Here is a 15,016-nt window from a genome sequence, read left to right as displayed (position 1 = left end):
GGTCGAGCAGGTCGTGGCGCAGCTGGGCGCGGACGGGCGCCGGACGTCGCGGTTGCGGGTGTCGCACGCGTTCCATTCGGTGCTGATGGAACCGATGCTGGCCGACTACGCGAAGGTCGCGGCGGAACTGTCTTACCACGAGCCGACCACTGCGCTGATCTCGACCGTGACCGGCCAGCCGGTCACCACCGGTCAGCTGACCGATCCGCAGTACTGGGTGGGGCAGGTCCGGGCGGCGGTGCGGTTCGCAGACGCGGTCACGACTTTGGTCGGACTGGGTGTGTCCGTGCTGATGGAGGTGGGTCCGGACGCGGTGCTGACCGGGATGGGCGCGCAGTGCGTCGACGGCGACGCTGTGCTGTTCAGCGCATCGCAGCGACGCGGCCGGTCAGAGACGGCCGAACTGCTCGCCGGACTGGCGCGCGCGTATACCCGTGGCTGCGCGGTCGACTGGTCGGCCGTGCTCGGCGGGTACGGCGCGCAGCGGGTCGACCTGCCGACGTATGCGTTCCAGCGGGAGCGGTTCTGGGTCAACGCGGTCAACGCGGTCGCGGATGTGACGGCGGCCGGTCTGGACGCCGCTGATCATCCATTGCTGGGTGCGTCGGTGCTGTTGGCGGATTCGGGTGCGCTGGTGTTGACGGGTCGGCTGTCGGTTCAGGCGCAGCCGTGGCTGGCTGATCACCGTATCGGTGACACGGTTCTGTTCCCGGGGACCGGCTTCGTGGAGTTGGCGTTGCGGGCCGGTCAGCAGGTCGGTTGCGGGGTGCTGGCGGAGCTGGCCATGCAGTCACCGCTGACAGTGCCGGAGCACGGTGGAACCGCGGTCCAGGTGGCCGTGGGCGCCGCCGACGCCCGTGGCGACCGGTCGGTGGCGGTCCACTCGCGCGCCGACGGCGAAAGCGTATGGACGCAGCACGCCGACGGCACACTCAGCGCGGCCGCACCGATGAGCACCGGATCGGACCTGGTGTCCTGGCCGCCGCAGGGCGCCGAAGTGGTCGACCTGGCCGGGGCGTACGAAACGCTGCGGGAGCACGGGTACGGCTACGGCCCGGTGTTCCAGGGTCTGCGCGCCGCCTGGCGCCGGGACGGGGAGACGTTCGCCGAGGTGGCGCTGCCGGAGCAGGCATACGCCGACGCGGCCCGGTTCGGCCTGCACCCGGCGCTGTTCGACGCGGCCATGCACGCGGGCATCATCACGGGCGAGAGCGGGCAGACAGTCCTGCCATTCGTGTGGACCGGGGTCGAGCTGCACGCGGTCGGGGCGACCTCCCTGCGGGTGCGGCTGGTGCCGGCGGGCGGCGACGCGATGACGCTGACCGTCGCCGACGGGACCGGCCAGCCGGTGCTGACCGTCGCCTCGGTGCTGGGCCGCCCGGTCGCGGCGCAGCGGCTGGATGCCGCGCGCCCGCAGGGTGCCCTCCTCTACGACGTGGACTGGGTCGGGGTCGGGTCGGCTGCTGGAGCGGCCGGGCCCGGCTGGGGCGTGCTCGGGGCGGCGCTGCCGGGGGCGGGGCTGCGGTCGTACTCGGATCTCGCTGAACTCGACGCGGCCCTGGCCGCAGGCGAGCCGACGCCCGAGGTGCTGGTCGTCCACGGCGACGCCGGTGACGGCGGTGTCCTGGCCGGGATCAGGTCGGCGACCGGTGGCGTGCTCGGCGCGCTGCAGGGCTGGCTCGCCGACGACCGGTACGCCGACACGCGCCTGGTGGTGCTCACGCGCCAGGCGGTCGCCCCGGATCCGGTCGATCTCGCCCAGGCCCCGGTCTGGGGCCTGGTGCGTGCCGCGCAGGCCGAGAACCCGGGCCGGATCACGCTGCTCGACGCCGACGACCTCGGCGCCGTGGCCGGTGCGCTCGGCGCGGCCGTGGCTTGCGGTGAGCCGGAACTGACGTTTCGCGGTGGCGAGCTGCGGGTGCCGCGCCTGGTGCCGTTCGCCGCGACCGCGGCACCGCTCGCCCTCGACCCCGACCTGCCGATCCTGATCACCGGTGGCACGGGTGGCCTGGGTGCGCTGTTGGCCCGCCACCTGGTCACCGCCTACGGGGTGCGCAAGCTGGTGCTGACCAGTCGCCGTGGCCCCGATGCGCCGGGTGCCCGGGGACTGGTGGACGAGCTGCGGAGTCTCGGCGCCTCGACCCAGGTCACCGCGTGTGACGTGGCGGACCGGGCCGCGGTGGCGAAGCTGCTGCAGGGGGTGCGCCTCGGCGGTGTCGTGCACGCGGCCGGTCTGGCGGACAACGGCCTGGTCGGGGCGCTGACCCCGGAACGGCTGGACGCGGTGTTCGCGCCGAAGGCCGACGCCGCCTGGCATCTGCACGAGCTGACCGAACACATGGACCTGAAGTTGTTCGTGCTGCTGTCCTCGGCCGGCGGGCTCGTGCTCGCGGCGGGTCAGGGCAACTATGCGGCCGCGAACGTGTTCCTGGACGCACTGGCCGAACACCGTCGGGCCCGGGGCCTGGTCGCGACCTCGATCGCGTACGCCCTGTGGAACGTCGGGACCGGGTTGAGCCGGTACCTCAGTGAGGTGGATCTGGCTCGGATGGCCCGTCAGGGCCTGCCCGCGCTCACCGAGGCCGAGGGGTTGCACGTCTTCGACGCGGCGGTCGCCTCCAGCCGGGCCGGCGTCGCCGGGCTGCGGGTCGAGCGGCGCGGCCTGGAGTCCCGGTCGGACGAGATTCCAGCCCTGCTGCGGGGTATGGTCCGCCCGGCGCTGCGCCGGGCCGCCTCGACGGCGGCGGGGGTAGGCGGCGGGCTCTCCGCCCAGCTCGCCGGGCTTGCGGCGGCGGAACGCCGTGCAGCGGTCCTGGAGCTGGTCCGCGGCCAGGTCGCGGCGGTGCTCGGGCACGCGTCGGTGGACGCGGTCGAGGCGGATCGTGCCTTCCAGGAGTTGGGCTTCGATTCGCTGTCGGCGGTGGAGCTGCGCAACCAGCTCAACACCGTGACCGGTCTGCGTCTGCCCGCGACGCTGGTGTTCGACTACCCGTCCGCCTCGCGGGTGGCCGAGTTCGTCGAGGGTGAACTGCTGGGTTCGGCGGTCGACGACGGGCCCGTCGTGGCCGCGGTCGCTGTCGACGAGCCGATCGCGATCGTCGGTATGGCCTGCCGCTATCCGGGTGGGGTGTCGTCGCCGGAGGAGTTGTGGCGGTTGGTGGCGGGTGGGGTGGATGCGATCACGCCGTTCCCGACCGATCGTGGTTGGGATATGGATCGGATTTTCGACCCGACTCCGGGGATGCCGGGTAAGACCTACGGCTTGACCGGTGGTTTCTTGTATGACGCGGCGGAGTTTGATCCGGGGTTCTTCGGGATCTCGCCGAATGAGGCGTTGGCGATGGATCCGCAGCAGCGGTTGCTGTTGGAGGCGTCGTGGGAGGCGTTGGAGCGGGCGGGTATCGATCCGGGTTCGTTGAAGGGTTCGCCGACCGGTGTGTTCGCCGGGGTGATGTATCACGATTACGGCCTGAGTGAGGAGTCTGGTTCGACCAGTGGTGGGAGCCTGGTCACGGGGCGGGTGTCGTACACGTTGGGTTTGGAGGGTCCGTCGGTCACGGTTGATACGGCGTGTTCGTCGTCGCTGGTGGCGATGCATTTGGCGGGTCAGGCGTTGCGGTCGGGGGAGTGCAGTCTGGCGTTGGCCGGTGGTGTGACGGTGATGGCGCGGCCGGACATGTTCGTGTATTTCAGCAATCAGCGTGGTCTGGCTGCTGACGGGCGCTGCAAGTCGTTCTCCGACGACGCCGACGGAACGGGCGTTTCCGAGGGTGTCGGTGTGCTCGTGCTGGAGCGGCTGTCCGAGGCGCGGCGCAACGGGCATCCGGTTCTCGCGGTCATCAAGGGTTCGGCCGTCAACCAGGACGGGGCGAGCAACGGTCTGACCGCCCCGAACGGCCCGTCGCAGCGACGGGTGATCCGGCGTGCGCTGGCGGCCGCCGGTCTGAGCACGACGGACGTGGACGTGGTGGAGGCGCATGGTACGGGCACCCGGCTGGGTGACCCGATAGAGGCGCAGGCGCTGCTGGCGACGTATGGCCAGGACCGGGACGAGCCGTTGTGGCTGGGTTCGGTGAAGTCGAACCTGGGCCACACCCAGGCGGCGGCCGGTGTCGCCGGTGTGATCAAGATGGTCGAGGCGATGCGGCACGGCGTCATGCCGCCGACCCTGCACGCCGAGCAGCCGTCCGCGCAGGTGGACTGGTCGGCGGGCAGCGTACGGCTGCTGACCGAGGCGCGGGAGTGGGCGGTCGCCGGGCGGCCTCGCCGGGCGGGCATCTCCTCGTTCGGTCTGAGCGGCACCAACGCACACGTGATCATCGAAGGTGTGGCCGCCCCGGCGGCGGTCGAGCCCGAGCCCCAGGCGCATGCGGCGCTGCCACTGGTCCTGTCGGCCCGGACCCTGCCCGCCCTGGCGGAGCAGGCCGCCCGCCTGCGGGAACACCTGGACACCCGGCCCGACCTGCGTTCGGTGGACATCGCGTACTCGCTGGCGACGACCCGGGCGGTGTTCGAACGCCGCGCCTTGCTCACCGGCACGTCCCGGGACCAGCTGCTTGCGGCACTCGACACACTCGCGGGCGACGAGGCGGGCATCCTGTCCGCCCAACCGAAGCCGGGTGGCGCGCCGACGGTGGCGTTCCTGTTCACGGGTCAGGGTGCGCAGCGCCTGGGCATGGCCCGGGAGCTGTATGACGCCTACCCGGTGTTCGCCTCCCGTTTCGATGAGGTCTGCGCCGAACTGGACCGCTGGTTGGACCGCCCGATCCGGGATGTGATCTGGGGTGGCGACGAGGACCTGGTCCACCAGACCGTCTATGCCCAGGCTGGGTTGTTCGCGGTTGAGGTGGCGCTGTTCGAGTTGTTGGCGTTGTGGGGTGTGCGGCCGCAGTTCCTGGCTGGGCATTCGATCGGTGAGCTGTCGGCGGCGTGTGTGGCCGGGGTGTGGTCGCAGGCCGACGCGGCGAGGCTGGTGGCGGCGCGTGGCCGGTTGATGCAGGCCCTGCCCACGGGTGGGGTGATGGTCGCCGTGGAGGCGACCGAGGCCGAGGTCAGTGCGCTGCTGGTGGACGGGGTCGATATCGCGGCGGTCAACGGCCCGCGTGCCGTGGTCGTGTCCGGGGTGGAGTCCGCGGTCGAGCAGGTCGTGGCGCAGCTGTCAGCCGACGGTCGGCGGACGTCACGGCTTCGGGTGTCGCACGCGTTCCACTCGCTGCTGATGGAACCGATGCTGGCCGACTACGCGAAGGTCGCCGCCGAGCTGTCCTACCGCGAGCCGTCGATGCCGCTGGTCTCCACGGTCACGGGTCACCTCGTCACCGCGGGCCAGGTCACCGAGCCGCAGTACTGGGTGGACCAGGTCCGGGCGGCGGTGCGGTTCGCCGACGCGGTGACGGCGCTGGTCGGACTGGGCGCCACCACCCTGCTGGAGGTGGGTCCGGACGCGGTGTTGACCGCGATGGCCCAGCAGTCCCTTGACGGTGAGGTGACCGTCGCGGCGACGATGCGCCGCAACCAGGACGAGAACAGCACGCTGCTGGCCGGGGTCGGTCGGGTGTTCACCGCCGGGGTCGGCGTGGACTGGCAGGCGGTACTGGCCGGGCGCGGGGGACGTCAGGTCGAGCTGCCCACGTACGCGTTCCAGCGAAAGCGGTACTGGGTCAACGCCCGAGCCGCCGCCGGTGATGTGGCCGCCGCCGGGCTGGACACCGCCGACCATCCGCTGCTGGGCGCGGCGGTGCTGCTGGCCGACTCCGACGGGGTCGTGCTGACCGGACGCCTGTCCGTCGACGCCCAGCCCTGGCTGGCCGACCACCGCATAGGTGACGCGATCCTGTTCCCCGGCACCGGCTTCGTCGAACTGGCACTGCGCGCCGGCCAGCAGCTCGACTGCGACGTGTTGGGCGAGTTGGCGCTGCGGGCGCCGCTGATCCTGCCCACCCACGGCGGCGTTGCCGTGCAGGTCACCGTCGGTGCCGAGGACGAGTCGGGCACCCGCCGGGTCTCGGTGCACTCGCGGCCCGAAGGCACCGGTACGGCCTGGACGCTGCACGCCGACGGGGTGCTGGGCGGCGCCTCGGCCCCCGTGGGCCTGCCCGAGTGGCCGCCCACCGGTGCCGAGGAGATCCCGGTCGAGGGCGGGTACGACGAGCTGGCCGCGCTGGGTTACCGGTACGGCCCGGTCTTCCAGGGGGTGCGTGCTCTGTGGCGCCGGGGCGAGGACGTGTTCGCCGAGGTGGCGCTGCCGGAGCAGGCACACGCCGACGCGGCCCGGTTCGGGCTGCACCCGGCGCTGCTGGACGCCGCCCTGCACAGCCGGCTGCTGGCCGCCGACGGTGAGGGCCAGGCCGTGCTGCCGTTCCTGTGGAGTGACGTGGCGGTGCACGCGGTCGGTGCGACCACGCTGCGGGTGCGGATCGCACCCGCCGGTCCCGACGCCGTGGCGCTGACCGTCGCCGACGGCGGCGGCGAGCCGGTGCTGTCGGTCGGTTCGCTGGCCTCGCGGCCGGTCGACCTGGCCGCGTTGGCTCCGGCGACCTCGTCGGACAACGTGTTCCGCGTCGACTGGGTGCCGGTGGCCACTCCCGCCGCGGCCGCGGTGTCGTGGGTGGACTGGTCCGAGCTGCCCGAGGTCGGCGAGCTGCCGGAGGCTGTCGTGCTCGCCTGCGCGGGCGGGACCGGCGGGCTGGTCGCCGACGCGCACCTGCTCGCGGCCCAGGCACTCGCGGCGGTGCAGCGGTTCCTGGCCGAGCCTCGGTTCGCCGCCGCGCGGCTGATCGTGCTGACCACGGTCGGTGATGTCGCGGCGGCGGCGGTCCGGGGTCTGGTCCGGTCCGCACAGGCGGAGCAGCCCGACCGGATCGTGCTGGTGGAGACCGGATCGGTGCCGTCGCGTGCCGAACTGGGCGTGCTGCTGGGTCGGGCGCTGGCCGTGGCCGAGCCGGAGATCCGCGGCACCGGTACGGAGCTGCTGGTGCGTCGACTGGTCCGGGCGGCGGCGACGCCCGCGGCACCGATGCCGCTGGACGGCGGGACCGTGCTGGTCACGGGCGGCACCGGCGGGCTGGGCGCGGCGGTGGCGCGGCACCTGGTGACCTCGCACGGCGTACGGCGTCTGCTGCTCACCAGCCGCCGCGGGCCTGACGCGCCGGGCGCCGCGGACCTGGTCGCGGAGCTGTCGCTGCTCGGCGCCACGGCGGCGGTCGTCGCGTGCGACGCCGCCGACCGGCAGGCACTGTCCGCCCTGCTCGGTGACCTGCCCGTGGAGCATCCGCTGGTCGGCGTCGTGCACACCGCCGGTGTGCTGGACGACGGTGTGGTGGCCGCGCTGACCCCGCAGCGACTGGATGCCGTCCTGGCGCCGAAGGTCGACGCCGCCGCCCACCTGCACGAGCTGACCGCGGGCCGCGACCTGAGCCTGTTCGTGCTGTTCTCCTCGATCGCCGGAGTGTTCGGCAACCCGGGCCAGGCCAACTACGCCGCGGCCAACGCGTTCCTGGACGAGTTGGCCGCACACCGGCGCGCGGTCGGCCAGGCGGCGCACTCGATCGCCTGGGGACCGTGGGACGGCGGCGGTATGGCGGGCGGTCTCGGCGAGGCCGAGCGGCAGCGGATGCGCCGGACCGGGATCGGTTCCTTCAGCCACGAGCAGGGCCTCGCGCTGCTGGACGCCGTGATCGGCCACCCCGAGCCCGCTCCGGTCGCGGTGGCGTTGGACGTACGCGGGCTGGCCGGGGCCGGTGCGGCGCTGCCGCCGCTGCTGCGGGCGCTGGCCCCGGCGTCGCGGCGGCAGGCCGCGGGCTCGGGAGACGCGGCGGCGCTGAAGCGGCGGCTGCTCGGCCTGCCCGCCGCCGAACGCGCGGAGCACGTGCTGGAACTGGTGCGCGCCCAGGTCGCGGCGGTGCTGGGGCACGCCTCGGCGGACGCGGTCGCCCCGGAGCGGGCGTTCCAGGAACTCGGGTTCGACTCGCTCAGCGCGGTCGAGCTGCGCAACCGCCTGAACGCGGTGACCGGCCTGCGCCTGCCCGCGACCCTGGTCTTCGACTACCCCAGCGCCCGCGCGGTCGCCGAGGAGATCGAGGCCGGGCTGCTGCCGGAGCTCGGCGACGGCGGTGCGGACGCCGACAGCGAGGAGCAGGTGCGGCGCGTGCTCGCGGGCATTCCGATGACCCGGCTGCGCGACGCGGGCCTGCTCCAGGTGCTGCTGGAGCTGGGCGGAGTGCGTACCCCGCAGGCGCTGGTGGCCGAGGTCGACGCCGATCCGGTCGGCTCGATCGACGACATGGACGCGGCGAGCCTCATCAGCATGGCCCTGGACGGTCTGAACCTCGACGACACGGAGGAGCGGTAATGACTACCACTGATCAGCAGTTGGTGGACGCGCTTCGCGCGTCGCTGAAGGAGACCGAGCGGCTGCGCGGCCAGCATCGCCAGCTGCTGGCGGCGAGCCGGGAGCCCATCGCCATCGTCGGCATGAGCTGCCGGTACCCGGGCGGGGTCGGCTCGCCGGAGGACCTGTGGCGCCTGGTCGACGACGAGGTCGACGCGATCTCGGAGTTCCCGACCGACCGGGGCTGGGACATCGACGCGGTGTACGACGCCGAGCCCGGCTCGCCGGGCAAGACCTACACCCGGTCCGGCGGGTTCCTGGCCGGGGCGGGTGACTTCGACCCGGCGTTCTTCGCCATCAGCCCGAACGAGGCGATGGGCATGGACCCGCAGCAGCGGCTGCTGCTGGAGGCGACGTGGGAGGCGTTCGAGCGGGCCGGGATCGACCCGGCGACGCTGAAGGGGTCATCGACCGGCGTCTTCGCGGGGCTGATGTACCACGACTATCCGTACAACACGAGCACGGGCGCGATCGCCTCCGGGCGGCTGTCGTACTTCTTCGGGCTGGAGGGCCCGTCGGTGACGGTGGACACCGCGTGCTCGTCGTCGCTGGTGGCGATGCACCTGGCGGCGCAGTCGCTGCGCGCGGGGGAGTGCACGCTGGCGCTGGCGGGCGGGGTGACCGTGATGGCCAGCCCGGACATCTTCGTCTACTTCAGCAACCAGCGCGGCCTGGCGCCCAACGGACGCTGCAAGTCGTTCTCGGACACCGCCGACGGCACCGGCGTCTCCGAAGGCGTCGGCATGCTGGTGCTGGAGCGGCTGTCGGACGCCCAGCGCAACGGCCATCGGGTGCTGGCGGTGATCCGCGGCTCGGCGGTGAACCAGGACGGGGCCAGCAACGGCCTGACCGCCCCGAACGGCCCGTCGCAGCGGCGGGTGATCCGGCAGGCGCTGGCCAACGCCCAGGTGTCGGCCGACCAGGTCGACCTGGTGGAGGCGCACGGCACCGGCACCACACTGGGCGACCCGATCGAGGCACAGGCGCTGCTGGCGACCTACGGGCAGAACCGGGCCGGGGACCGGCCACTGTGGCTCGGCTCGATCAAGTCGAACATCGGGCACGCGCAGGCCGCCGCGGGCGTGGCCAGCGTCATCAAGGTGGTGCAGGCGATGCGCCACGGCCGGATGCCCCGGTCGCTGCACCTGGCCGAGCCCAGCAGCCAGGTCGACTGGGCCTCGGGCCAGGTCCGGCTGCTGGCCGAGGCCCGGCAGTGGCCGCAGGGCGACCACCCGCGACGGGCCGGGGTGTCCTCGTTCGGCATCAGCGGCACCAACGCCCACCTCATCATCGAGCAGGCCCCGCAGCCCGAGCCGGTGGCGGCCGAGCCGGAGCCGTCGGCGCGGCCGGTGCCCTTGCTGCTGTCGGCGCGCTCGCCCCAGGCGCTGCGCGACCAGGCGCGGCGGTTGAGCGCGTTGCTGGCCGCCGAGCCCGAGACGACCGTGCGGGACCTGGCGGTGGCGCTGTGGCGCGACCGGGCGGCGCTGGAGCACCGCGCCGTACTGGTCGGCGCGGACCGGGTCGAGGTCGAGGGGGCGCTGTCGGCGCTGGCCGAGGAGCTGCCCTCACCGCGCGTCGCCAAGGGGCGCACCGACGCCGCGGGCCGGACCGTGTTCGTCTTCCCAGGGCACGGCTCGCAGTGGCTCGGCATGGCCGCTGAGCTGCTGGACTCGGCGCCGGTGTTCGCCGCGCAGATGCGCGCCTGCGCCGAGGTGATCGAGCCGCTGAGCGGCTGGCCGCTGCTGGGCGCGCTGCGCGGCGACCCGGACGCACCGTCGATCGAGCGCGTGGACGTGGTGCAGCCGGTGCTGTTCGCGGTCATGGTCAGCCTGGCGGCGCTGTGGCGCTCGCTGGGAGTGGAGCCGGACGCGGTGGTCGGGCACTCGCAGGGCGAGATCGCGGCCGCGTACGTGAGCGGTGCCCTGTCGCTGGCGGACGCGGCCCGCGTGGTCACGCTGCGCAGTCGCGCGCTGGGCACGTTGGCAGGCACCGGCGGCATGTTCTCCGTCTCCGCCCCGGCCGACGAGGTGGCGGCCCGGCTGGCCCGCTTCGACGGTCGGGTCAGTGTCGCGGCGGTCAACAGCCCGTACGCCACGGTCGTCTCCGGCGAGGCGGCCGCGATCGACGAGCTGCTGGCCGAGTACGTCGCCGAGGGCGTGCACGCCCGCCGCATCCCCACCGACGTCGCCGGGCACTGCGAACACGTCGAGGTGCTGCGCGAGCAGCTGGACGCGGTCATCGCCGACATCGTGCCCAAGGCCTGCGACGTGGCGTTCTTCTCCACGGTCACCGGTGGGTTGCTGGACACCGCGGGCATGGACGCCGACTACTGGTACCGCAACATGCGCGAGCCGGTGCGCTTCGCCGAGACCGTGCGCCACCTGCACGGGCAGGGCTACCGCCGGTTCGTGGAGGTGAGCCCGCACGCGGTGGTGTCGGTGTCGATCCAGGCCTGCCTGGAGGCGGAGGCGGAGGCCGCGCCGACCGCGATCACCGGGACGCTGCAGCGCAACGACGGCGGCCTGGCCCGGTTCCTGACCTCGCTGGGCGAGTTCCACGTACACGGCGGCGCGGTCGACTGGTCGGTGCTGCTCGACGGCGTCGCGGCCCGCCCGGTGGACCTGCCGACCTATCCGTTCCAGCACGAGCGGTTCTGGTTGGAGGACACCTCCACCCTGAGCGACCCGGCCTCGATGGGCCTGCACGGGCTGAACCATCCGCTCCTGGTCGCGGCGGTGCCGTCGCCGGAGTCGGCGGGGCTGACGCTGACCGGTCGGCTGTCGCTGGGGCGCCAGGCGTGGCTGGCCGACCACGCGTTGCTGGGCACGGTGCTGCTGCCGGGGGCGGCGTTCGCGGAGCTGGCGCTGCAGGCCGCCGACCTGGCCGACTGCGACCGGGTGGAGGAGCTGGTGCTGCAGGCGCCGCTGCTGCTGCCCGCCCGGGGTGGGGTCGCGCTGCAGGTGCTGGTCGGGCCGCAGGACTCAGGCGGTGGCCGTACCGTGTCGATCCATTCCCGACCCGACGACGAGCCGGACGCCCCGTGGATCCTGCACGCGGAGGGCTACCTCGGCACCGGCGGCGGTCAGGCCGCCAGTGAGCTGCTGCAGTGGCCCCCGACGGGGGCGACCGCGGTGCCGCTGGACGGCGCGTACGAGATGATGCGCGCCCACGGCTACGAGTACGGCCCGACGTTCCAGGGCCTGACCGCGGTGTGGCGCCGCGGTGAGGAGATCTTCGCCGAGGTGGCGCTGCCCGAGCGGGTGCCGACCCGGGTCGACGGATTCGGGCTGCACCCGGCGCTGCTGGACGCCTGCCTGCACGCGCTGGCGTTCAGCCGGGACCCGGGCGAGGGTGCGGGCGGCGCGCGCCTGCCGTTCGCCTGGAACGGGATCGCGCTGCACGCGGAGGGCGCGGCGGCGCTGCGGGTGCGGATCGCCCCGACCGGGCCGGACTCGGTGTCGGTGACGCTGGCCGACCGGGGCGGCGCCCCGGTCGCCACGATCGACGGCCTGACCCTGCGCCCGATCTCGCCGGAGCAGCTCGCGGCGGCCCGCTCGACGCACGGCGACGCGATGTTCACCGTGGCATGGTCACCGACGCAGGTCCCTGCCTCGGCCGAGGTGTCCTGGTCGGATTGGGACGGGCTGTCCGCCGACGGCCCGGTGCCCCAGGTCGTGGTGCTGCGCGCCGGCGGCGGCTCGGACGCCGCCGCGGTGCGCTCGGCCACCCACGCGGCGCTGGCGGTGCTGCAGCGGTTCCTGACCGAGGAGCGCTTCGCCGCCGCCCGGCTGCTGGTGGTGACCCGCGGCGCGGTCGGCGTGGCGGGCGAGGCACCCGAAGACCTGGCGGGCGCGGCGGTGCAGGGCCTGGTCCGCACCGCGCAGTCGGAGAACCCCGATCGGATCACGCTGGCCGACATCTCCGACAACCTCGACGTCGCGGCGCTGGTCGCGGTCGGTGCGGCGCAGGTCGCGGTGCGCGCCGGGGTCGTGTACACGGCCCGGCTGGAGCGCGCGGCGGCCCCGGCCGACGCCGAAGCCGGGCCGCTGCTGGACCCCGAGGCGCCGGTGCTGGTCACCGGCGCGCTGGGGGCGCTGGGCGCGCTGCTGGCCCGACACCTGGTGATCCGCCACGGCGTACGGCGACTGCTGCTGACCAGCCGTCGCGGCCTGGCGACCCCGGGCGCCGAGCAGCTACACCGGGAACTGACCGAGCTGGGCGCCGAGGTCACCATCGCCGCCTGCGACGCCGCCGACCGGGGCGCCCTGGCGGCGCTGCTCGACGGCGTCCGCCTCGGCGCGGTGATCCACGCGGCGGGCGTGCTCGACGACGGCGTCATCGGCTCGCTCACCCCGGCCCGGCTCGACACCGTGCTGCGGCCCAAGGTGGACGGTGCGCTGAACCTGCACGAGCTGACCGCGGGCATGCCGCTGCGCGCGTTCGTGCTGTTCTCCTCCGCCTCCGGCGTGCTGGGCATGCTGGGCCAGGGCAACTACGCCGCCGCCAACGCGTTCCTGGACGCGCTCGCGCAGCGGCGCCACGCCGCCGGGCTGCCCGCCCAGGCGCAGATCTGGGGCCTGTGGGCCGCCGACAGCGGGATGACCGAGGCGGACCGCTCGCTGCTGTCCGCCGGTGGCATCCAGGCGATGTCGGCCGAGGAGGGCCTGGCGCTGTTCGACGCCGCGTTGGCGGGCGGCGCCCCGAACGTGGTCACCGCGCGGCTTGACCTGCGGGCGCTGCGGGCCCGCGCCGACGAGCTGCCGGAGCTGCTGCGCGGCCTGGTTCCCGCGAAGCGGCGCCGGGCCGCCGCCGGTGAGGTCGACGCGGACACGCTGCGCCACCAGCTGGCCGGGCTGGCCGCGCCCGAGCAGGAGGCGCTGCTGCGCGAGCTGGTGCTCGGCTACGCGGCCGCGCTGCTGGGCCACAGCAACGCGGCGGCGGTGGATCCGGACCGGGCCTTCCTGGAGTCGGGATTCGACTCGCTGAACGCGATGCGCCTGCGCAACGGCCTCAACACGGCCACCGGACTGCGGCTGCCCCCGATGGCGGTGTTCGAGAGCCGCACCCCGGCGGGCCTGGTCCGGCTGGTGCACGAGCGGCTGGCCGAGCAGCTGTCGACCGAGCCCGCGGCCGGGCCCGGCCGGGCGGCGACGGGGCAGGCAGGGGAGTACTCCGAGACGCTGAGCGGGGTGTTCCGGCACGCGGTCGTCTCCGGTGAGCTGGGGCGCGGCTACGAGATCCTGGCCGCGGTGGCGCACACGCTGCCGCGCTTCGACAACCTGGCCGAGCTGCCGCAGGTGCCGCAGCCGGTGCGGTTGGCCGACGGCCCGGCCCGACCGGTGCTGCTGTGCCTGAGCACCACCATGGCCACCGGCGGCACCTACCAGCAGGCGCGGCTGGTCGGGCAGCTGCGCGACCCGCGCCGGGTGTACGCCGTGCCGCTGCCCGGCTACCTGCGGGGCGAGAGCCTGCCCGGGTCGGCCGAGGCGGCGGTGGACGCGCTGGCCGAGAGCGTGCTGCTGGCCGCCGACGGGGAGCCGTTCGTGCTGGAGGGCTACTCGGCGGGCGGGGTGCTCGCGTACGCGGTGGCGGCGCGGTTGGAACAGCGGGGGATCCGCCCGGCGGGGGTGGCGCTGCTGGACTCGTACAAGATCGTGGACTCCGACGGGGCGCTGCCGATCAAGGAGGCGGTGCTGGCGATGCTCGACGCCGAGCCGCAGTTCGGCCGGTTCGACGTGGCCCGCCTGGCCGCGATGGGCCGCTACACCGAGCTGCTGCCGGACGTGGTGACCGGCACGGTGACGGCGCCGGTGCTGTTCGCGCAGTGCGCGCAGCCGTTCTTCCGGACGCCCGAGGGCGGCGTGCCGGAGGCGGCGGCGTGGCTGGCGGTGCCGTGGGACGACACGCAGGTGGTCCGCCCGGTCGCGGCGGACCACTACACGATGCTGACCGACAACGCCGCGGCCACGGCCGGAGTGCTGGAGGACTGGCTCAGGACGCTGGGGTGACCGGCGGTCGCCGCTTCCCGGCGGGCGGTTCGTCCGCCGGGGGGCCGTCGTCCTTCCACGACTGGAGCACTCGCACGGCCCCGGCCAGGTCCGCGCCGGTGGGAGCGCGGTCGGGGTCGACCAGCCACTGGGTCATCACGCCGGTCATCAGGGCCTGGAAGAACGAGCCGAGGGCGAGGCGGCCCGCCTCGTCCATCAGCTCGGCCTCGGGATGGAACAGCCGGGCCAGGCCTTCGCGCCCCTGCTGGATGGTCTCGGCCAGGGCCTTGCGCACCGCGGGCGCGCGGTCGACCTGGGCGAACACCTCGAAGCTGCCCAGCCAGAGCTGGCGGTTGCTGTTGAAGTGGTCGACCACCACCGTCCACACCTGCTCGAACCGCTGCATCGGCCCGGCGGTGTGGTCCACCGCGGCCATCGCCCGCGCCAGGTGTTCGCCCTGGGTCTCGATCGCGGCGATCAGGGCCTCGTTGAGCAGCGCTTCCTTGGACCCGTAGTGGTATCCGATCGAGGCCAGGTTGGCGCCGGACGCGGCCACGATGTCCCGGGCCGTGGTCCGTGCGTAACCGATCTCGATCAGGCAGCGCTGGGCTCCGAGCAGTAGGTCTTCCCGATGTCCCAT

At 74.0% G+C, this 15,016-nt stretch carries 3 protein-coding genes (1 of these 3 only partly in view); 2 read left to right on the top strand and 1 reads right to left on the bottom strand.

Annotation, left to right across the window (positions count from 1 at the left end):
- Both KUA19_RS40780 and KUA19_RS40775 read left to right on the top strand, forming a co-directional pair.
- A protein-coding gene (locus KUA19_RS40780; RefSeq protein WP_217405177.1) for a type I polyketide synthase crosses the window boundary here: on the top strand, positions 1 to 8,350 show its 3' end. Its footprint begins 20,276 nt before the window's first position; the window shows 8,350 of its 28,626 coding nt (coding positions 20,277-28,626); its start codon lies beyond the left edge, outside the window; it ends in the stop codon at positions 8,348 to 8,350.
- On the top strand, positions 8,350 to 14,397 hold the full coding sequence (locus KUA19_RS40775; RefSeq protein WP_217405176.1) for a type I polyketide synthase: 6,048 nt from the start codon (positions 8,350 to 8,352) through the stop codon (positions 14,395 to 14,397). The genes KUA19_RS40780 and KUA19_RS40775 overlap by 1 nt, the downstream gene beginning before the upstream one ends.
- Here KUA19_RS40775 and KUA19_RS40770 read toward each other — a convergent pair.
- Positions 14,381 to 15,016, bottom strand: coding sequence for a TetR/AcrR family transcriptional regulator (locus tag KUA19_RS40770; RefSeq protein ID WP_217405174.1), 636 nt, complete (start codon positions 15,014 to 15,016; stop codon positions 14,381 to 14,383). The genes KUA19_RS40775 and KUA19_RS40770 overlap by 17 nt on opposite strands.

It is taken from the genome of Catellatospora tritici (assembly GCF_019083965.1).
In the GTDB taxonomy this organism is placed as follows: Bacteria; Actinomycetota; Actinomycetes; order Mycobacteriales; family Micromonosporaceae; genus Catellatospora; species Catellatospora tritici.
This window is presented reverse-complemented; position numbering and strand designations above follow the sequence as displayed.